Source organism: Cellulophaga baltica 18, from assembly GCF_000468615.2.
Lineage (GTDB): Bacteria > Bacteroidota > Bacteroidia > Flavobacteriales > Flavobacteriaceae > Cellulophaga > Cellulophaga baltica.
Genome location: NZ_CP009976.1, coordinates 3237238 through 3257364, shown reverse-complemented (window position 1 = coordinate 3257364; position 20127 = coordinate 3237238). Strand labels below are relative to the sequence as shown.

The following is a 20127-nucleotide window of genomic DNA, read 5'->3' as shown; positions in this document are numbered from 1 at the left end:
TTGCTGATTTTTTTTTACTATATTTCAAAATATAAGAATTTGTATAAAATATGGTCTACAAATAAGTGGCTAGAGAGAGTATTTGCTGGCAATAAAAAAATCCAACGCCAATAATATTTGTTGACCGTATTCGTTACTATTTTTTAAAACTTTTCAAAATAACCTAAAAAAACTTACCTCAAAATGAGTAAAAAAACTACATGCTTAGCTTCTTTAGCTTTTATGATTTTTTCATTTAATCTATTCGCACAAAGAGAAGCCGACAAAAAAATTACATTTGAAAATAAAATTGAAGATTTATTCTTTCATGAATTTTCTGCAGTACCAATTATCTTAACTGATAAAACTGTTGCAGGAATAGATCCGAGTACTGGAACCAAAATTTGGGAAATTGAAGGAGATAGATTTTCCGCCTTAGGAGGTGCTCTTCAAGAAGATAAAGAGAATTACCAAATGGTACCCTACTCGCCTTATATTATAGTGGATGAATTACTTGTAGATACAAGAGATGGAAAAATTATATTGAACAAAGAAAATAATTATAAAAGTATTACTTCTTTCAATTTAATACCAGAATTAAAATCTTATTTAATTCAATGTAAAACCGATGATAAAGAGGTGAATAAATTTTTCCTTGTAGATTTATCAGCCAATAAAACTAAATGGGAACAAGCGCTAAATCTAGATAAAAAAGGAACTATTGATAATATCAGCATCAGCAACTCCAATACTATTGCTTTTACGGTAGGTAGTAATTTGATTATTTTAAATAGTAACACGGGCGACATAGTTCTTAATGAAGAAGAAAAAATTGGAGCTATTTACCAAAATCCTCAAGGTAACACCTACTACGCCGTAGAAGCTGCAAGTGGAGGTTTAGGATCCATGATGGGTGCTGCAATAACAATGAATGCAAATAAATTAATGGCATTAGGAGACAAGATATATGCTTTTGATGCTGCTACTGGAGAACAGAAATGGAAAAAACCCTTAAAATTGGACGAAGGTTTTTTATTCAGTGAAGAAGTTGATGGTAAAATGTTTGTTCAGCATGAAAAAGGTGGGAATGTATATGATTATAGTTCTGGAGAACCTTTATGGAAGCGTGTCTTTGAAAAAAGAAAAATAAATGATATTGAAAAAAATGCCGAAGGGTATATGGTATACTACGGTTCAAGAAAAATGCAATTAGATAACAATGGAAAAGAACTTTGGAAAAAACCACAATACCAAGGAAATTCATTTTTAGAAAACTTAGCTGAAGATGATTCTTATGATGAGTTTGAATATAAAGATGGAAGTATCATTGCAACATCATATAGAATAGCATATTACCAAAAGGATGTAAAAAAGCCTATTTGGAAAATGGCAGCAGATGAAGACACTAAAATTACTTACGATGCCAATGAAAAAAACTTAATTGTATTAGACGGAAAGAACTTATATATCATTAACCCAGACAAAGGGCTTACTGATGATAACAAACAAAAATTGCAATTAAAGAAGCACAGAGATTTTAATCTAATGGAAGTGCGAGGAGATAATTACTTCTTAAGTAGCCCATGGGAATATGTAATCGTTGATAAAAAAGGAACGATTATTAAAACCAACTATTTTGAACAACCAGGAGAATCTGGAAGAAAATGGTTAAATACCCTATCTGCTGTGGGTTCCGTTGCTGGTGCCGCATATCAAGTATCTGGATTATATAATGCAGGTATGGGCGGTACTTCTGCCGCTGCAGAAACATTGACAGGGGTGGTTCCTCCAGGAACTGGAAGTTTTAATCAAGCCAATAAAGGTGTAAAACAGCATCAAGCAGGTTACTATGGTCAAATGGCCTCAGAAGCGCTCTACAATCCAAATAGATTAAATGCCTTTTCGGACTCTAAAGATTATGCCTTCTATTTTACTAAGGATGATGCAGGTACAAAGTATCTAGCTCAAGTAAGTAAAAACACCGGTGAAGAAGTAGATAAATTTATCTTTTTAGATAATAAACCTAATTATCATGTTGATCAAGTAGAGAAAAGAGTTTTTTATACCAATGGAAAAGAAGCTTATATTTTCGACTATAAATAAATACATTTTTTAAATTGATGAAGGCGATGCTATTAATTTAGCATCGCCTTTTTTATTTCATAGCTCATACAAAATAACTGAAGCATACATAAACAACTGATAATCAGTTGTGTTTTATTTTTGGCACGCTGTTTGTAATGTATTAACCGAACGCAAATAGTTGCTTTCATGAATTATTAAAACCTTATATCATGAGAAATTTAATACTCCTTTTATCAGCTTTAGTTTTAAGCACCTCAAGTGTCTTAGCTGTTAACACAGAAGATAAGGTTGCACCTCGCAATGCTTATACAAATACTAACTCTTTCATATTTGTTGAAAATGGCATTACGTTTTCAGTTTATCCTGATGGTGAATTCGATTTTTATATCGATGAAAGAGCCGGTGTAAATGCTAATGTAAATATTGGTCGTACCAACATTACTTTTAATTCTGGTTATGACTACAATCCATATGTGCAATATGATGATTACGGTGCTATTATTCAAGTAGAAAATGTTCCTGTATATTATGATTACTATGGACGCGTAACTGAAATTGGCGAAGTAGCAATCAATTATAACAACAACAGAGTTACTCGTGTAGGCGGAATGTATGTTTTTTATGATAACAGAGGATATTACAGTCACAATAGAGGATTTATCAATGTATACAATAGATCATATGTTTACCGTCCTTTTCACAGTTATTTCGCAAGACCTGCTATCGGATTCTGTTTAGTAAATACAAATCCTTACAGAAGATATTATAGCCCAGTAAGATATACGTATTACAATCCTTACCGTTACAACACTCGTAGAACTTACGCAGTAGTAGGTAGAGAGCATAGATATAATAAAGTTCGTAACGAAAGAGCTAGGGTCTACAAAAATGATAGAAGAGTAGCGCAAAGAACAACACATTCTAGAAGTTATAATTCACCTAGATCATCTAAGAGTACTGTTAGATCTAATTACAGAACTCCTGCGACAAGAAGTAATACACGAGGAGTAGCAAGTAGAACTAGTACAACTAATAGAAAATCAAATACAAGAGCTGATTATAGAACTCCTGCTAGAAGCAATAGTAAGAATGCAGCCACTAGATCTAATACAAGCTCTAGAAATGCTACTAATGTTAAAAGAGAAGTTAGTGTAACAAAAAATCCACGTTCTACAACGGTTACAAGAAGTACTACATATAGAAGTCCTTCTAATAATAAAAGTAGCACACAAAGAACAAGTACTTCTACCAGAAATAGCGGAGTATCTTCAAGAAGTTCATCTTCTTCAAGAGCCACAAAAAGTACTCCTACAAGACAGAAAAGTGTAAGTACAAAAAGTACTTCAACTAGAAAATCTAGTAGTACTCCGTCTAGAAGTACAAGGTCTACAAGTACTTCTACTAGAAGTAGTAGATCAAGAAGTTAAAATTAAAAATAGTTTTTTAGGTTGGTTAGTTGTTAACCCCGTAGTGAATACGTTCACTACGGGGTTTATTTGTTTTTTAAGTACTTATCAAGTATCCCCGATACATCTTCTGATAGTTTAAACCGATATAACATCCAGGTATAAATAATTACAATCGCTACACTTTTTATAAGGATACTAAGTATGGGATGAAAAGGAATGCTTATGGCATAAAAAACGATCCCTAAAACACCTAGTACGAGAAGAACTTTAAACATCGCTGTAGAAAAAGGAAGAATCCCAAAACGGATTTTTACGAATATAAGTTTTAGCGTATTGTATATAAAAATTGCAGAAAATGATGCAATAGCTGCTCCTATTAATTCATATTCAGGAATCAGCCACATATTAAATAAAATAGTAATAATCGCTAAGAAAACACCTAAAATTAAAAGCATCTTATAGTAGTCTGAGTTGTATAAAATTGCATTATTATTCCCTAGTACTGCATCATATACCTTTGCTAATCCTATCAAAAAAACCACAAGATACCCTTTACTATAATCATCGGATAATAAAGTATAAAGCTCTTCAAGGTTTAAAATGATCAACAAATAAATTAATCCTGAAATTATAAACAAGGTTAAGGCACTTCTCTGGTATAAATCTTTTAATGCTCCATGATCTTTTTTGGTAAGAATTTCGGCTGTCAAAGGGTAGACAATCTGATGCATAGCCCTTGATGGTACTGAAATTACTGTTGCTATAAAAATTGCCACACTGTAATAAGCTACATTTTCAATTTTAATAAATTGATTAATCATAACTTTATCTACTTCCAATAAAACTACAGCTGCAGAGCCCCCTAAAATAATCAAAGCACTATATTGAATAATTGTTTTGGTGTTAGTTGGAAGCTTAAAACTCAAAACTGGCATTCTTAGCTTGTAGGCATAAATTTTCATGAGCAGCATTCTCAAAACATATAGACCTACTAAACATAGTAGAAAAACATCCACCGAAATCCATTCAAAGTATACCAATACCAGTAATGCAGTTACGCCTAAACGCGTAAACACTTCCTTCAAAAAATTTCCAAAAATAGATTTCATTTGCACTTTTGCCCAAGCGTAAAAGATCTCAAAATAAGCCATAGACATTCCTATGATAAAAATATACCAGACATAGCCCTTTACGATAGGGTTTTCGTCCGACAAAAAATTACCAATCGCATCATAAGCAAAATAGGATACCAGTGCTAGCGGAAGCATCAAGAATAAAGGCAGAATAAGCATTAGAGTTAAAAACCCATTTTTATAGGTACTGTCTTTAAAGCCACTATAATATTTCACTAAAGTATTTGGGATACCAAAAGCCAACAACGGCATCAACACTGCAGAGGCTGATAAAATAACCCCCACTAACCCGTAATATTCATCGGTTAGAAAACGAGTGTATAAAAATAGCGTGTTTATGGCGCCAATAGCAAAACCGATGTAGGTTATGATGGTATTATTAAGAGATTGCTTTAGTACGATTCCCATAAAATAATTGCTGCTAATTTTCGAGTAAGTTCTCTCCTACTATATGTATCAATATTAGTTGAGTAAATTTCCAATCCTGAATTCTGATAGTTATTAAACCACTCTAAAAGTAATTCTTTTAAGCGCAAATCATCAGTATACTCAAATGTTTTGCCTGCATTGGTATCCTCCAAAATGGCAGAGACATCCCAATTTCTTGGGCCAATTGCCAATATAGGTCTCTTTGCGGCTAAATATTCAAAAAGTTTACCTGGGATAATACCCTGTGTTTCTTTAGCATTAATTTCTGTTAGCAACAAGATCTGAGACTGTTTCTGCAATTGTAGTGCTGCATCATGAGAAACATACCCTACTAAATCTACAAAAGGTCTTAACTTATAAGCGTATATCGTTTCTAAGACATCTTTACTCACAACGCCGACTAACCTAAGTTTAAAAATTTTTTTAAATGCAATGTTTTCTGATATAATTTCTGAAAGGACGCGCCATAAATTTTCAGGATTTCTACCGGTTAATAAAGAGCCTATATGCACCATAGTAAACTCTTTATCCAAGGGTTGTTCAGTAATATGATATTCATCAAAACCGTTAGTAATTACTGAAATTGGCTGCTGGGTAAGTGCCTGAAATTCGCTTTTAGTACTTGGACTAGTCACAATAACATGATCCGCAACATTCAAAACCCTCTTCTCTAAAAATTTATGTTTCCTTTTAGCCCCCTCAGTTAACTTAAGTTTTTTATGATAGCCTATCGTGGTCCATGGATCTCTAAAATCTGCAAGCCAAGTAACCCCTAGTTTTTCTTTCAATCCTAAACCAATAAGGTGCACACTGTGCGGTGGACCAGTAGTTATAACGGTATCAATGCTTTCTTGTTGTAGAATGTTCGCGATAGCCTTTACAGAAGGTTTTATCCAATATTTTCGAGCATCAGGAATAAATAAATTTCCTCGAATCCACAGTAAAATTTTTTCTAAAGTAGATTGATTTTTCGTTTGGATAATACCTGAACTGATTCTTTTTGTTTTCTTACTAGACAGGAAGCTAGCCAATTGGTATGGCTCAAAAATAGGTTGTTGTATAATTTTTATTCCTTCTGGCACTTCTTTTAAGAAGGCCGCATCAGTAATAGGGTAATTAGGATTTTCTGGGATAAAAACTATTGGCTCAATATTGAAATCTCTCAAATATTTCACAAATTTTAACCATCGCTGTACCCCAGGACCGCCCGCAGGTGGCCAGTAGTACGTGACAATTAAAACCTTATTCATTAGGCTTCTTCTTTTTTACGATTCTTTACTATAGTAAACGCAATAGCTGCCAAAATTAATAAAGCTAAAATTCCTGAGCTAACAGCAACAATAGTAGATCCTTTTTTAATCACTTCTGGCTCAAATTTAAATACAATCTTATGCTTTCCTGCCGGGATCACTAATCCTCTTAAAGCATAATCAACGCACATATGCGGAGTTAAGGCACCATCTATATAAGCATTCCAACCCTTCTCATAATACATTTCAGAAAATACAGCAAAACCTTTGTTCGCATTATCAGAAGTATATGTTAGTTTATTAGGTAAATAACTGTTTAACTTTATAGTCGCAAGAGAATCTTTCTTAAACTGAAATTCTGTTAAACTAGGAAATTTATTATTATTGATGACTGCTTTATTTTTTGTATCTAGCTCTTTAAGTGCTAAAATTTCTTCCGAACTTGAGTCCACTTTTTCTAAAGTAGAAATAAACCAAGCATTGCCATTTGCATCAGGATTCAATGCAGGAAAACTCCCTTTTTCATCTTGCTGAATAATGTACTTAACATTAAGCATATTAAACACATTTAAATTGCCTGCATAAATATGAAAATCAAATAAATCTTGCATTTTTGCAGGTTTCGCAGCGTGATACCCTCCTATAGATTGGTGGTAATAAGAAGTACTGGCTCCATTTAAACCTTCTGCCGGATTGTAAACTCTAAAAATTCCTTCATCTTGATTAATTTGCTTGTCTATGTCCGTTTCTGGAAACGGAGCAATCATAGCACGTTGACGTACAAAGTCATCATCATTAACATACCGTTTTGCAACACCCACCAAATCAAAAAGAATTAAAAGGCCTATTAGCACTACAAAGGCATTCTTGTTCAGTTTTTCTTTTATAAAAAACCATAGCACTGTTGCAGCAAGAAATACAAACAATAAGGAACGTAAGGTATCATTGGTATAGACCGCTTCTCTATCTAAGCGAATCATAGTCATTAATTCATTCCCATAATTTTTCTCTAAATACGGATCACTAGCCCCCTCAAAGTAAAACAAACTTTTGCTCAATAGCAGTACTATTCCTAAACCAATACTGATAATAAAACTAATTTTAAGTGCTGTGATTTTCTTCGCTTTATCTACCCTGCTATCTAAAAGTGCGTTTAACGCTAAAATGGATAAAATAGGAACACATAATTCTAGAATTACTTGAATGGAAGAAACCGCTCTAAACTTATCATATAATGGAAAGTAATCAATCATTAAATCTGTCAAGAAACTAAAATTCTTGCCCCATGAAAGTAGCAGTGACATAATAACGCCCCCAAGCAACCACCATTTTATATTGGATTTTACTAAAAATAACCCTAGAAAAAATAAAAAGAAGAGTACCGCTCCGATATAAGCTGGAGCAGAGGTACCAGGTTGATCTCCCCAATATAATGGCATTCCCTTACTAAATTCTAAAGCTTGTGAAGGCGATATGTTACGTTCTACAAGAAAATCATACGTGTTAGAGCTATCTCCTAAATCTTCCGAATTAGAACCTCCAAAAAGTCTAGGTACAAAAAGATTTAAGGACTCCGTAATTCCATAACTATATTGGGTAATATACTCTTTACTTAAACCACCTGTGCTTTCTTTTGGTGAGCCATCAGGGTTTATGGTTAAACTGCTTTTACCGCGAGTACTCCAATCAGCATATTCTTTCGTGGCCATCAAGCTGGTAGCATTGGTTGCTATCCCTAAAACAACGGCAATTAGCAGCATACCAACTGCCGTAAAAAAGTGCTTTAATTCTTTCTTTCGGATGGCATCTATTAAATAAACAACCCCTAGGATTAATACCAAGAGCATAAAATAATACGTCATTTGATAATGGTTGGCATTTATTTCTAATGCCATGGCTATAGCAGCTAAAATAAAACCCCAGACATATTTTTTTTGAAAAACTAAGACAATCCCTCCTAAAAGCATTGGGAGATAAGCAATAGCATGTGCTTTTGCGTTATGCCCTACTCCTAAAATTATAATTAAGTAGGTAGAAAAACCAAAAGCAAGAGCGCCCAAAACGGCGAGTCTATAATCTACTTTTAGACAACTTAATAATATGTAAAAACCCAAAAGATAGAGAAATAAATAATCTGCAGGTCTTGGTAAAAAGCGTAAAGCTAGATCTAATTGCTTCACAAAATTATGAGGGTAATGTGCTCCTAATTGGTACGTAGGCATCCCCCCAAAAGCACTATTGGTCCAATAAGGCTCCTCCCCTGTTTTTTGTTTGAAATCTGTTTGCTCTTTAGCCATACCCGTATACTGGGCAATATCTGACTGAAAAATGACCTTACCTTGTAACACTGGTGTAAAGTAGGCAATAGCAGCAAAAACAAAAATGGCAATAGCAAAAAAATGAATTAAAAAAGCTCTAAGATTACTTTTCATTTATAAGACTGTTTTCAAGGAAATATAGCGCCAAATTAAAGAATCAAAAATCTTTAGATGCACTACGGTATCTTGGTTGGTTGTTTAAAAAAGAGGGAAATTAATCAATTTCTTCAAAATCTATGTATTCTCCAACTTTTTTTTGAAGAATTAGATTTTCTTGTAGTGTTATTTTCAATAATCACATCACCTTCTTCTGTACTGTTTTGAGATGGTTGTTGCGTATTAAAACCCTGAAATTTTTCTCTAAAATGTTGTTCTGCTTTTTTGCCCGCATAATTCAATATTTTAGGCGCAAATAATTTTATTAATATTTTAAATAAATAATATACTAATAGTATGATTAATATCGTTTTTAAGAAAGCCATATTGTTCAAATAATTAATATCAAAAATACAATTATCAATCCGCATTATGGCGATGAAAATCTTAAAATATTAATAAAACCGTTGCATACGGTACGTCACAGAACTTTATATCATGAAAAAAATTCTTGCAGTTACTGTTTTTCTTTACACCCTAATAGCATCATCACAGTACACAGATGTGATAAATTCTAACCGTCCAGGACAATCTGTTAGTGCGTATGCTGTTGGTAAAAATGTAATTCAAGCAGAATTTGGTGTAGGATATGAGCAACAAGATCATATTCTTTTAAATTCTGATTCTAGTATATGGAGTGCAGAATTAGCATTGCGTTATGGTCTTTTATTTGAAAAGTTAGAATTAATTTACGAGGGCACATATCAAAAAGAAAACATTACGTATACGAACTCTTTACCAGATCAATCTATAACCGATTTTTCAAGAAATAGAGTTGGTTTAAAATATTTAATTTATGATCCTTTCAAAAATCCAGAACGCAATAAACCTAATTTACTAAGTTGGAGAGCCAATCACAAATTTAGATGGCGTAATTTACTTCCTGCCGTATCATTATACGCAGGAGCTACATTTAATTTAGGAGAAAACCCTTATTATATTGGTGATGGCACTGTTACACCCCGCGTGATGCTGGCTACTCAAAGTAAAATTTCGCCAAGAGTTGTATTTATATCTAACATTGCTTACGATAGAATCGGCTCTGAATTTCCAGAATGGAGCTACATCGTATCGCTTACGCACGCGTTTAGAAACCCTAAGTGGAGTATCTTTTTAGAACAACAAGGTATTAAAAGTGATCGTTATGCCGATGCATTATACCGTACAGGTATTGCCCATTTATTTAGTAAAAACATGCAAGCAGATATCACCTTTGGAGGAAGCTTTAAAGATACACCAACGCGAATGTTTGGCACCCTTGGCCTTTCCTACCGTATTGACAAACATCAAGATAAGATTATACCGATTGACGAGCAGAAAGGTGGTGAAAACGGTCAAATTGGTAAAAAGGATATGAAAAAGAAAGCCAAAAAATCTAAGAAAGATGATGGTTCAGGAGCAGAAGATGTAGATTTAGGTCCGACAAAAAAACAATTGAAGAAGCTAAAAAAAGCAGAAAAGAAAAAGAAAAAAGGAGATAATGGAGCTATTGACTTTTAACACCTTCGTTTTAAAAAATAATTTTAGACATTAACTTCTCAACGCGCTTTAAGATGTTGATTAATATTGCTAATATTGATACTTCAAAAGAGCACACATGATTACAGTTTCAGAAGTTAAGACAACAGCAGATATTAAAAAGTTTGTAAAATTCCCTTTTACCTTATATAAAGATTCTAAATATTGGGTTCCACCGATCATTGCTGATGAAATGGAAACCTTTAACAAAGACAAAAACCCTGCATTTAAAGATGCAGAAGCTACTTTATTCCTTGCCTATAAGAATAATGAAATTGTAGGACGCGTGGTAGCTATTGTCAATTGGATTGAAATTAAGCAACAAAAAGTTTCTAAAATGAGATTTGGTTGGTTTGATTTTATTGATGATTTGGAAGTTTCTAAAGCATTAATTACTAAAGTTCAAGAAATAGGAAGTAAAAATAATCTGGAGTATATGGAGGGCCCTGTTGGGTTTTCTAATTTAGACAAAGTTGGTGTACTTACAGAAGGCTTTGAAGAGATTGGAACCATGATTACTTGGTATAACCATTCTTATTACGTGAACCATTATGAAAATTTAGGTTTTTCCAAGGAGAAGGAATACATGGAAAACAGGTTTCCTTTCGCTAATGCTGATCCTAAGTTCTATGCTAAAGCAAATGAACTCATAAAAAAACGATATAATTTACGTCCTATAAATTTTACCAAGACTAAAGATGTGATGCCAATGGCAGACAAGATGTTTGATTTATTTAATGAATCTTACGCCTCTTTATCTTCCTTTGTACCGATTACAGAAATACAAAAAGCATATTTCAAGAAAAAATACATCAGCTTCATAAATCCTGAGTATATAAAATTTGTGGTAGATAAAGATGATAAACTAGTTGCTTTTGGTATTGTAATGCCTTCTTTTTCTCATGCGCTACAAAAAGCTAAAGGGAAACTTTTTCCAACAGGAATTTTTCACCTATTAAAGTCTAAGAAGCACAGTAAAGAAGTAATCTTTTATTTAATAGGGGTACACCCAGATTATCAAAATAAAGGCGTTACAGCGATTATATTTAACGAATACTACAAAACCTTTACGGAAAGAGGAATTCAAACTTGTGTAAGAACTCCTGAGTTAGAAGAAAATATTGCGATAAAACAACTGTGGAAAAATTTTGATCCCGAAATTTATAAACGCAGAAGAACGTATCGCAAAAATCTATAGCATACAAGATTACTTAAAATAAAAAAGTCCCGAGTGTAATTAAATTACAATCGGGACTTTTTTTATACTACATTATAAAACTTATTACTCACCCATAGCAGCAGCTACGGCAGCAGAAAGTCTTTTGTATGTTCCATTCTCTAAACGTTCTCTAATTGCAGAGAAAGCTTCTAAAGTAACAGCAACATCCTCTAAAGTATGCGTTGCTGTAGGAATCATACGAAGTAAAATTAATCCTTTTGGAATTACTGGATAAACAACGATAGAACAAAAAATACCGTGATTCTCACGTAAATCTTTTACTAAAGCCATTGCCTCAGGAATACTCCCGTTTAAATATACAGGAGTTACACAACTAGTTGTTGTTCCAATATCAAAACCACGTTCTTTAAGTCCGTTTTGCAATGCATTTACGTTTTCCCATAACTTATTCTTAAGTTGTGGCATGGTACGTAACATATCTAAACGTTTTAAAGCTCCTTTTACGTAAACCATTGGTAATGATTTAGCAAACATCTGAGAACGTAAGTTATATTTTAAATAATCAATAATGCCTTTATCTGCAGCTAAAAAAGCTCCGATACCTGCCATAGATTTTGCGAAAGTTGCAAAATAAACATCAATACCATCTTGAACGCCTTGCTCCTCACCTGCTCCTGCACCAGTTTTACCTAAAGTACCAAAACCATGTGCATCATCTACAAGAAGTCTAAAATTGTATTTCTCTTTTAAAGCTACAATTTCTTTTAATCTACCTTGCTCTCCACGCATACCAAAAACTCCCTCAGAAATCACTAGTATACCACCACCTGTCTGCTCTGCCATTTTCGTAGCACGATCAAGGTTTTTTTCAAGGCTCTCTATATCATTATGCTTAAAGGTAAAACGTTTACCCATATGCAAACGAACACCATCTATAATACATGCATGAGAATCTACATCATAAACAATAATATCATCTTTACCTACCAACGCGTCTATTGCAGACATGATACCTTGGTATCCGAAGTTTAGAAGATAAGCAGATTCTTTACTTACGAAAGTAGCTAGTTCTTGCTCTAATTGTTCATGAAAATCGGTATGACCACTCATCATACGTGCCCCCATAGGGTATGCAGCTCCGTATTCAGCTGCTGCTTCTCCGTCAACTTTTTTAATTTCCGGTAAATTAGCAAGACCTAAATAATCATTAATACTCCACGTTAGAACTTCCTTACCTTGGAACTTCATACGATTAGAAATAGGTCCTTCAAGTTTTGGGAATACAAAATAACCTTCAGCTTGTGATGCCCATTTCCCTAATGGTCCTTTATTCTCGATTATTCTTTCAAATAAATCTCTCATTCTAAATTAAATTGAATTTACCGCAAAAGTAAAGATTTTTAGTATGTTTTCATAAAATATACATACAAAAAAAAGCAATGATTCAAATGAACCATTGCTTTAAATAAATATTATTTTAATGTGCTATTTAATATACTGCACTTCTTGTACTTCTTCTGTAGATTTCGCATCAAAAAAACCTTGATCCGACATCCATTTATCACTGTACACTTTGCTCATATAACGAGACCCGTGATCAGGAAAAATAACGACTACGTTACTGTTCTCATCAAATTCACCTTCCGCATCTAATTGTCTAATAGCTTGTAAAGCTGCACCACTTGTATACCCGACGAACATACCTTCTTTTCTAGATATTTCTCTAGCAGAGTGTGCACTTTCTTCATCCGTGACCTTTACAAAAGTATCAATCACATCAAAATTAATAGAATCTGGAATCAAATTTTTCCCTAAACCTTCAATACGGTACGGATAAATTTCTTTACTATCAAACTCTCTAGTCTCGTGATATTTTTTTAAAACAGAACCGTAAGCATCTACTCCAATAACTTTAATATTGGGATTTTGCTCCTTTAAGTAGGCTGCTGTTCCTGAAATTGTTCCTCCCGTTCCACTACACGCTACTAAATGTGTAATATGACCGTTGGTTTGTTTCCAAATTTCTGGACCGGTAGATCTATAATGTGCCTCTGTATTTAATTTATTAAAATACTGATTGATATAGATACTATCCTTCGTTTCTTCATGAAGACGTTTCGCTACTTGATAATAGGATCTAGGATCTTCTGGAGCTACATGTGCAGGGCACACATACACCTCAGCTCCCATGGAGCGTAACATATCAATTTTATCTAGTGAAGATTTTGAACTAACCGCTAAAATACACTTGTAGCCTTTAATTATACTAACCATAGCAATACTAAAACCCGTATTACCTGAAGTTGTTTCTATGATTGTACTACCTGGCTTAAGTAAACCTTTGCGTTCTGCTTCTTCAATAATGAAATTAGCAATTCTATCTTTTGAAGAGTGTCCTGGATTAAAAGCTTCTACTTTAGCGTAAAAATTACCAGTGAATGATTCTGCTACTCTATTTAATTTAACTAATGGCGTATTTCCTATTAGTTCTAAAACGTTATTATGAGCGTTTATCTTATTTTCCATTTGTTGGATCTAAGTTATACAATTACTGCTACGTTGTTTTTTTGATATAAACACAACAATAAGCTGCAAATTTATTGAATTTTTTCCATTAATTGATTTTCTTTTCCAAATCAATTAAAAAAGCGTATTCTTTTGCCACTTCTTTTAGGGACTCAAAACGTCCAGATGCACCACCATGACCCGCATCCATATTAATATCAAACAATAATAAATTTGAATCTTTTTTCAAATCTCTTAGTTTGGCTACCCATTTTGCGGGTTCCCAATATTGTACCTGAGAATCATGTAACCCTGTTGTTATAAGCATGTTGGGATACTCTATAGATGTTACATTATCATAAGGGGAATACGCTTTCATATACTCATAATACGACTTATCATTAGGGTTTCCCCATTCATCATATTCTCCTGTCGTTAACGGAATAGTATCATCTAACATTGTGGTCACCACATCTACAAAAGGTACAGCTGCGATAACACCATGATATAAACTAGGCTCCATATTCACCACGGCGCCCATTAACAAGCCCCCTGCAGAACCGCCTTCTGCATATAAATGTTCTGGACTGGCATATTTATGCGCTATCAAGTATTTTGAGCAATCTATAAAATCTGTGAAGGAATTTTGTTTCTTTAGAAGTTTTCCATCTTCATACCATTGCCTTCCTAAATACTCACTGCCACGTACATGAGCTATCACGTAAATAAACCCACGATCTAATAAGCTTAATCTTACCGTAGAAAAATTTGGATCTAAGGTATAACCATAAGAACCATATCCGTATTGCAAAAGCGGACTTGAACCATCTAGCTTCGTATCTTTATGATAAACTACAGACATAGGAATTTTCACGCCGTCTCTTGCGGTAGCCCAAATGCGCTCTGAAGTATAATTTTCTTTAAGGAATTTACCTCCTAAAACCTCTTGTTCTTTTTTAATATCTTTCTCTTGGGTACGCATATTAAAATCGATAATAGAACTTGGGGTTGTCAGTGAATTATAACCGTAACGAACTATTTCCGTATCAAAATCTGGATTAGTACCCACATAAGCCGTATAAGTTTCGTCTTCAAATGGTAAAAAATAACTTTCTCCAGAATCCCAACGAACAATCTTAATTTTTGCCAATCCATTTTCTCTCTCAGAAATGACATAGAAATCCTTGAATATTTCAATATCCTCTAAAAGAACGTCCTTCCTATGCGGAATAAAGTCTTCCCAAGATGCTGAGCTCGTATTCGCTTCAGCCGTTTTCATTAATTTAAAATTGGTTGCATCGTCCTTATTAGTAAGGATATAAAAATCATCTTTATAATGTGCTATAGAATATTCTATACCGCGTGCTCTTTCTGCAAAAACCGTAAAATCACCATTAGGATCATCAGACTTTATAATTCTATACTCTGAGGTTAGTGTACTAGAAGAACCTATTACTATATACTTTTTAGATTTTGTCTTATAAACAAAGCAGTCAAAAGTTTCATCTTCTTCATGAAAAACTAAAACATCGTCTACTGTAGAAGTCCCCAAAACATGCTTATAAATTTTGTCTGATCTTAAGGTTACAGGATCTTTCTTAGAATAAAAAAAGGTCTTATTATCATTGGCCCAAACCGCACCTCCTGTGGTTTTTTCTATCGTATCTTCATACAGTTCTCCGGTACTTAAGTTTTTAACCTTTAAAGTGTATTCTCTTCTAGAAACGTCATCAACCCCATAAACTGCTAATTCATTATTAGGACTAACCGCAATACCGCCCAATTTAAAATAATCTAAACCTTGCGCCATAACATTGCAATCAAACAATTCTTGAACTTCTGCATTGTCTAGATCTGCCTTTCTAGAGTAAATGGGATATTCTTTTCCCAACTCATAACGCGTAGCGTACCAATATCCATTTTGCCTATAAGGTACAGAAGAGTCATCTTCTTTTATTCTAGATTTCATTTCTTCAAATAATGTGTTCTGAAATGAAACCGTGTGCTGCATCATTTTTTCGTAGTAGGTTTTTTCTTCATTTAAATAATCAAGAACCTCTTTATCTTCTCTATCATTGAGCCAATAATAATTATCAATTCGTGTTTCTCCGTGAATCGATAATGATTTCGGCATCTTTTTTGCAACAGGTACAGTATTTTGAGACATAATTTTTTTATCGCTTTTACAAGAAGCAGCAAAACTAATACTTAAAAGAAAAATAAACGCTTTTTTTAGGATACATCTCATTGCATAAAAAATTTAACAACACAATTTATTACTTTTGAAAATTAAATACTAATACAACAACTATGTTTGGAGATATGATGGGCATGATGGGTAAGCTAAAAGAAACCCAAGAAAAAATTAAAGTTGCCAAAGAAAGAATGCATACGATACTAGTAGATGAAAAATCTTCTGATGGAAAACTTAAGGTTACTCTAAATGCGAATAGGGTTATTAAAGAAATTTCTATTGATGACGAATTATTAGCCGATAAGGAACAATTAGAAGATTACCTCATACTAGTATTAAATAAAGCTATAGAAAAAGCTACCAATGTAAATGAAGCAGAACTTTCTGCCGTTGCGAAAGATGGTATGCCCAATATTCCTGGAATGGATTCGTTATTTAAATAATTAAATACAAACCAATGAAAAAATTATTAATTGCGCTCTTGTTTCCTGTGCTACTTTGTGCACAAGGAGAACTAATCGTAAAAAAGTCAGATTGGACTACAGACTATAAAACCGCAGTGAAAAAAGCAGAAAAAGAAGATAAAAATATTCTTGTTTTTTTTACGGGTAGTGATTGGTGTCCCCCTTGTATTGCTTTGAAAAAAGATTTTTTTGAAACAGCTAGTTTTGATACCTATGCTAAAGAGTATGTATTACTTTATATTGATATTCCTAGAAATAGAGATTTATTGAGTGCTGATCAATTAGCTCATAATAAAGAATTAGCCTCTAAATATAATAAAAGAGGTAGTGTTCCTATGTTAAAAATCTTAAATGATAATGGCAAAGAACTAGGTGCTTTATCTGGTTATAGCATGAATGGAGAGATTCAGTACCACACCAAGTTCTTAGATAAATATTACAAATAAAAGTGTTATAATTTACTACAAAAAACTTGTAAATAAAGCCGCATTTTAGAATTCTAAAATGCGGCTTTCTTGTTTACAATAGCCCAGACATAGGCCTTAACCAAGATACATACTGTATTAAATTGTAAGTACATCATCTCTATAAGAGCTTTAAAGAAGTAAATTAAACCCTGTGAATTGGCCAACTGCAGTTGTAACTTTGAGCTTACTGATGTTTTTAATTGCTTGTAGTTGTATCATGCGATAAGTGCCATTAGAAACTATAAACACTTATTATTCACAATGCAGCTACTTATCTACAAACAAATCTACCTAAACTTTAAATCTTGGGTACTAAAAAAGCCTTCTGATATCAGAAGGCTTTTATGACTAACTTACTACACTATGAATTTAGTTATTAATCAACCTAAACTCAGTTCTTCTATTTACTGCGTGCTCTCTTTCAGTACAAGTAACACCCTCTTTACATCTGTTTTTAATCTTAGTTTCACCGTAACCGTTTGCCACTAATAAACTAGAGTTAACTCCTTTAGATATTAAATAATCAGCAACCGCTTTAGCTCTTCTTTCAGACAAATCTTGATTAGATCCAGCATTACCTCTTACATCTGTATGAGAAGCTAATTCTACTTTAACACCAGGGTTTTGAGCTAATACAGGCATTAATCTATTATCAATGATGCTTTTAGCTTCTGTAGTTAAAGTTGCACTACCTAAGTTCCAGTTAATTGGTAAGGCTTGGTACTCTACTAATGAACATTCAACTTCTTTCCAGCTTGTTAAACCACCTTTTTCTTTTAAAACTTCTTTAGAAACAGTTTTTGTTACTGCAGGAATAGTTTCTTCAACGGTATAAGCATCTTTATCTAAAACTGTTTTAGTAATGTTTTTATACTCAGCAGGAATAATTTCTTCAATTACTTTAGCTGGCTCTAATAAAATTCTTCTTGTATATGAAGCATCTTTAGACCCTATTGGTGTTTTACTAACGCTAGCAGGAGAAGATAATAAGGTTGTAGAAACTGTAGTAAACTCTGCTGGGTATCCTTTGTAACACCAGTATCTACAATCATCTGGATTACCAGAAGAACAATCAGGAGCCGCTGCACCAAGTTCCCACTGTGCGTATGCTGGCTTAATTTCAATTGTTTCAGATCCTGTTGTAAAAGATGCAGGAGAAATACTTAAAGTATTACCACCTTGCTTAGATGTATAACTGATTGTTTCTGTACCCCATTTCTCAGGAACAACCGTTAATTTTTTTCCAGCTGCTTTAATTTCTACGCTTTCAGTTACTGTTTTGAAAGTTGCAGGAACAGTTTTTAAAACTGAATAAGCAGGCTTTAAGGTAATCGTTACTGTTTCATTTACGTATACATCTGGTGTTGTACAACGTACGTAACATTTACCTGGTTCAGGATTTGACGGCAAATCTTGCGCCATCGAAATAGATGCAGAAAAAACTGACAATAAAAATAAAATTTTTCTCATTTTAAAATGTGTTTTGTTATGTTAATATTTAGTATTGCAAATATATTGGCTTTTGAAGTCAATCCTATATGTTAAAGAAACCTAAAAGGAATTTATCGCCAAAACGCATATTTCATCGACAAAAAGCGCTTCAAAACATAAATTACTGTATTTTCTTACAAAATAAAGCTTAGTATTTTACTGTTTTTTTCGTATTTTGATAAAAAAAGAAGGGGCTATGATTAAATATTTCACCGATAAATCTGGAAATCACGCGTTTAAATTGGAAAGTACTAATGGGAATACCCTACTAGAAAGCATATCCTACCACAACAAGACTGATTTAGAGCAAGTTGCAGCAAACTTAACTATATTGGTTACGAAACCTTTGTTATTTGAACGAAAGACAAACTACAAAGGCGAGTTTTTATTTATGTTAAAGGATGACCAAGGGAAAGTTGTAGGAAATTCTAAATTGTATACCTCAGAGGCCGGAATGGAAAATGGTATTAAGAACCTACGAAACATCGTAGTACCCAATACCACTTCAACACCCTAAGCTATATTTTTTTTAAGATTGATAGAAATGCCTCATGCATTACTTCTGTATAATCCAAATGGGTAACAATGCGTAGTTTACCTTGCCCCATTCCTATAATATGCACATTATTTGCTTTTAGTTTTTCTAAGAAACGTTCTGCACTCAATAGGGATTCATCTATTTCAAAGATGATAATATTCGTTTCTATAGGTTCTACTTTTTGAATAAATGGTAATTGCGTTAAGAGCTCTCCTATTTCTTTAGCTCTCTTATGATCTTCCGCCAATCTATCTACATGGTGGTCTACAGCATAGGTTGCAGCTGCGGCTAAATACCCCGCTTGACGCATTCCTCCGCCTAATAGTTTACGGATTCTGATTGCCTTTTGCATTATATCCTTATTCCCTACCAAAACAGATCCAACAGGGCATCCTAAGCCTTTACTAAAACATACACTTATGGTATCAAAGAGCTCACCGTATTGTTGTGGTGTTTCATTTTTAGCCACCATTGCGTTCCACAAACGCGCGCCATCTAAATGATATCCTAGATGATGTGTTTTACAAATTGCTTGTATTTTTTTTAGCTCATCAAAATCCCAACAAGCACCTCCACCTTTATTTGTAGTATTTTCTATGCTCACCATTGTAGTAAGCGGACTATGATAAAAGTCGGGCGGATTTATAGCCTCTGCTACTTGTAGAGCGGTCATCATACCTCTATTACCATCTACTAATTTACAAGAGACACCGCTATTGAAACTAATACCTCCTCCTTCATAATTATAGACATGAGCATATTTATCACAAATTAATTGGTCTGCCGGTTGAGTGTGCAATTTTATAGCTGCCTGATTGGCCATTGTGCCACTAGGAAAAAACAAAGCAACCTCTTTATGAAAGATTTTAGCCACTTTCTCTTCTAAAGCATTTACAGAAGGGTCTTCTTTAAAAACATCATCTCCTACTTCTGCGGTAAACATAGCCTCCAACATTCCTGGTGTTGGCTTTGTAACCGTATCACTAATTAAATTTATTCTCATGAATCGTA

At 33.6% G+C, this 20127-nt stretch carries 16 protein-coding genes; 7 read left to right on the top strand and 9 right to left on the bottom strand.

Annotated elements, in window-relative coordinates:
- The first annotated feature begins 183 nt into the window (after window positions 1-183).
- A complete protein-coding gene (locus M666_RS13920; protein ID WP_029446348.1) occupies window positions 184-2082 on the top strand; it encodes a BamB-related PQQ repeat family beta-propellar protein in 1899 nt (632 codons plus the stop codon).
- A 191-nt stretch (window positions 2083-2273) separates the two neighbouring features.
- Window positions 2274-3491, top strand: coding sequence for a hypothetical protein (locus M666_RS13915; RefSeq protein WP_029446347.1), 1218 nt, complete (start codon window positions 2274-2276; stop codon window positions 3489-3491).
- A gap of 65 nt (window positions 3492-3556) precedes the next feature.
- Here M666_RS13915 and M666_RS13910 read toward each other — a convergent pair whose 3' ends face one another.
- The 4 genes from M666_RS13910 to M666_RS13895 all read right to left on the bottom strand — a co-directional run bounded on the left by M666_RS13910 (window position 3557) and on the right by M666_RS13895 (window position 9085).
- The gene (locus M666_RS13910) at window positions 3557-5014 is read right to left on the bottom strand and encodes an oligosaccharide flippase family protein (RefSeq protein ID WP_029446346.1); all 1458 of its coding nucleotides are present in this window, start codon (window positions 5012-5014) and stop codon (window positions 3557-3559) included.
- The gene (locus M666_RS13905) at window positions 4999-6285 is read right to left on the bottom strand and encodes a glycosyltransferase family 4 protein (protein ID WP_029446345.1); all 1287 of its coding nucleotides are present in this window, start codon (window positions 6283-6285) and stop codon (window positions 4999-5001) included. The genes M666_RS13910 and M666_RS13905 overlap by 16 nt, the downstream gene beginning before the upstream one ends.
- Entirely contained in the window at window positions 6285-8717 is a 2433-nt protein-coding gene (locus tag M666_RS13900; RefSeq protein ID WP_029446344.1) for a YfhO family protein, read from the bottom strand. The genes M666_RS13905 and M666_RS13900 overlap by 1 nt, the downstream gene beginning before the upstream one ends.
- A gap of 113 nt (window positions 8718-8830) precedes the next feature.
- On the bottom strand, window positions 8831-9085 hold the full coding sequence (locus M666_RS13895) for a DUF4834 domain-containing protein (RefSeq protein WP_226989917.1): 255 nt from the start codon (window positions 9083-9085) through the stop codon (window positions 8831-8833).
- Window positions 9086-9197: 112 nt separating this feature from the next.
- On the opposite strand from M666_RS13895, the gene M666_RS13890 reads away from it, so the two are divergent.
- Complete coding sequence (locus M666_RS13890) at window positions 9198-10259, top strand: transporter (protein WP_024480621.1); 1062 nt, start codon at window positions 9198-9200, stop codon at window positions 10257-10259.
- 97 nt (window positions 10260-10356) lie between these two features.
- Entirely contained in the window at window positions 10357-11475 is a 1119-nt protein-coding gene (locus M666_RS13885; RefSeq protein ID WP_029446343.1) for a hypothetical protein, read from the top strand.
- Window positions 11476-11559: 84 nt separating this feature from the next.
- Here the strand turns inward: M666_RS13885 and M666_RS13880 are convergent, their stop codons facing one another.
- The 3 genes from M666_RS13880 to M666_RS13870 all read right to left on the bottom strand — a co-directional run bounded on the left by M666_RS13880 (window position 11560) and on the right by M666_RS13870 (window position 16210).
- A complete protein-coding gene (locus M666_RS13880; RefSeq protein WP_025615011.1) occupies window positions 11560-12819 on the bottom strand; it encodes a cysteate-C-fatty acyltransferase in 1260 nt (419 codons plus the stop codon).
- A 123-nt stretch (window positions 12820-12942) separates the two neighbouring features.
- Complete coding sequence (locus M666_RS13875) at window positions 12943-13983, bottom strand: cysteate synthase (protein WP_029446342.1); 1041 nt, start codon at window positions 13981-13983, stop codon at window positions 12943-12945.
- Window positions 13984-14071: 88 nt separating this feature from the next.
- Window positions 14072-16210, bottom strand: a complete 2139-nt coding sequence (locus M666_RS13870; RefSeq protein WP_029446341.1) for a S9 family peptidase — start codon at window positions 16208-16210, stop codon at window positions 14072-14074.
- 62 nt (window positions 16211-16272) lie between these two features.
- On the opposite strand from M666_RS13870, the gene M666_RS13865 reads away from it, so the two are divergent.
- Both M666_RS13865 and M666_RS13860 read left to right on the top strand, forming a co-directional pair.
- Window positions 16273-16599: a YbaB/EbfC family nucleoid-associated protein gene (locus tag M666_RS13865; RefSeq protein ID WP_013552153.1), complete on the top strand. Its 327-nt coding sequence runs from the start codon at window positions 16273-16275 to the stop codon at window positions 16597-16599.
- A 14-nt stretch (window positions 16600-16613) separates the two neighbouring features.
- Entirely contained in the window at window positions 16614-17066 is a 453-nt protein-coding gene (locus tag M666_RS13860; protein WP_024480615.1) for a thioredoxin family protein, read from the top strand.
- A 390-nt stretch (window positions 17067-17456) separates the two neighbouring features.
- Here the strand turns inward: M666_RS13860 and M666_RS13855 are convergent, their stop codons facing one another.
- Window positions 17457-18557 carry an OmpA family protein gene (locus tag M666_RS13855; protein ID WP_024480614.1) on the bottom strand — a complete coding sequence of 367 codons (1101 nt, stop codon included), beginning with the start codon at window positions 18555-18557 and terminating at the stop codon, window positions 17457-17459.
- A gap of 217 nt (window positions 18558-18774) precedes the next feature.
- On the opposite strand from M666_RS13855, the gene M666_RS13850 reads away from it, so the two are divergent.
- Window positions 18775-19095, top strand: a complete 321-nt coding sequence (locus tag M666_RS13850; RefSeq protein WP_151198065.1) for a YegP family protein — start codon at window positions 18775-18777, stop codon at window positions 19093-19095.
- A gap of 1 nt (window position 19096) precedes the next feature.
- On the opposite strand, the gene M666_RS13845 is transcribed toward M666_RS13850, so the two are convergent.
- Window positions 19097-20119, bottom strand: a complete 1023-nt coding sequence (locus M666_RS13845) for a threonine aldolase family protein (RefSeq protein WP_029446339.1) — start codon at window positions 20117-20119, stop codon at window positions 19097-19099.
- Window positions 20120-20127 lie beyond the last annotated feature (8 nt).

Bases quoted from the DNA above. Each gene is read 5' to 3' on its own strand.
- M666_RS13920 (WP_029446348.1), top strand. From the start codon at position 184: ATGAGTAAAAAAACTACATGCTTAGCTTCTTTAGCTTTTATGATTTTT.
- M666_RS13915 (WP_029446347.1), top strand. From the start codon at position 2,274: ATGAGAAATTTAATACTCCTTTTATCAGCTTTAGTTTTAAGCACCTCA.
- M666_RS13910 (WP_029446346.1), bottom strand. From the start codon at position 5,014: ATGGGAATCGTACTAAAGCAATCTCTTAATAATACCATCATAACCTAC.
- M666_RS13905 (WP_029446345.1), bottom strand. From the start codon at position 6,285: ATGAATAAGGTTTTAATTGTCACGTACTACTGGCCACCTGCGGGCGGT.
- M666_RS13900 (WP_029446344.1), bottom strand. From the start codon at position 8,717: ATGAAAAGTAATCTTAGAGCTTTTTTAATTCATTTTTTTGCTATTGCC.
- M666_RS13895 (WP_226989917.1), bottom strand. From the start codon at position 9,085: ATGGCTTTCTTAAAAACGATATTAATCATACTATTAGTATATTATTTA.
- M666_RS13890 (WP_024480621.1), top strand. From the start codon at position 9,198: ATGAAAAAAATTCTTGCAGTTACTGTTTTTCTTTACACCCTAATAGCA.
- M666_RS13885 (WP_029446343.1), top strand. From the start codon at position 10,357: ATGATTACAGTTTCAGAAGTTAAGACAACAGCAGATATTAAAAAGTTT.
- M666_RS13880 (WP_025615011.1), bottom strand. From the start codon at position 12,819: ATGAGAGATTTATTTGAAAGAATAATCGAGAATAAAGGACCATTAGGG.
- M666_RS13875 (WP_029446342.1), bottom strand. From the start codon at position 13,983: ATGGAAAATAAGATAAACGCTCATAATAACGTTTTAGAACTAATAGGA.
- M666_RS13870 (WP_029446341.1), bottom strand. From the start codon at position 16,210: ATGAGATGTATCCTAAAAAAAGCGTTTATTTTTCTTTTAAGTATTAGT.
- M666_RS13865 (WP_013552153.1), top strand. From the start codon at position 16,273: ATGTTTGGAGATATGATGGGCATGATGGGTAAGCTAAAAGAAACCCAA.
- M666_RS13860 (WP_024480615.1), top strand. From the start codon at position 16,614: ATGAAAAAATTATTAATTGCGCTCTTGTTTCCTGTGCTACTTTGTGCA.
- M666_RS13855 (WP_024480614.1), bottom strand. From the start codon at position 18,557: ATGAGAAAAATTTTATTTTTATTGTCAGTTTTTTCTGCATCTATTTCG.
- M666_RS13850 (WP_151198065.1), top strand. From the start codon at position 18,775: ATGATTAAATATTTCACCGATAAATCTGGAAATCACGCGTTTAAATTG.
- M666_RS13845 (WP_029446339.1), bottom strand. From the start codon at position 20,119: ATGAGAATAAATTTAATTAGTGATACGGTTACAAAGCCAACACCAGGA.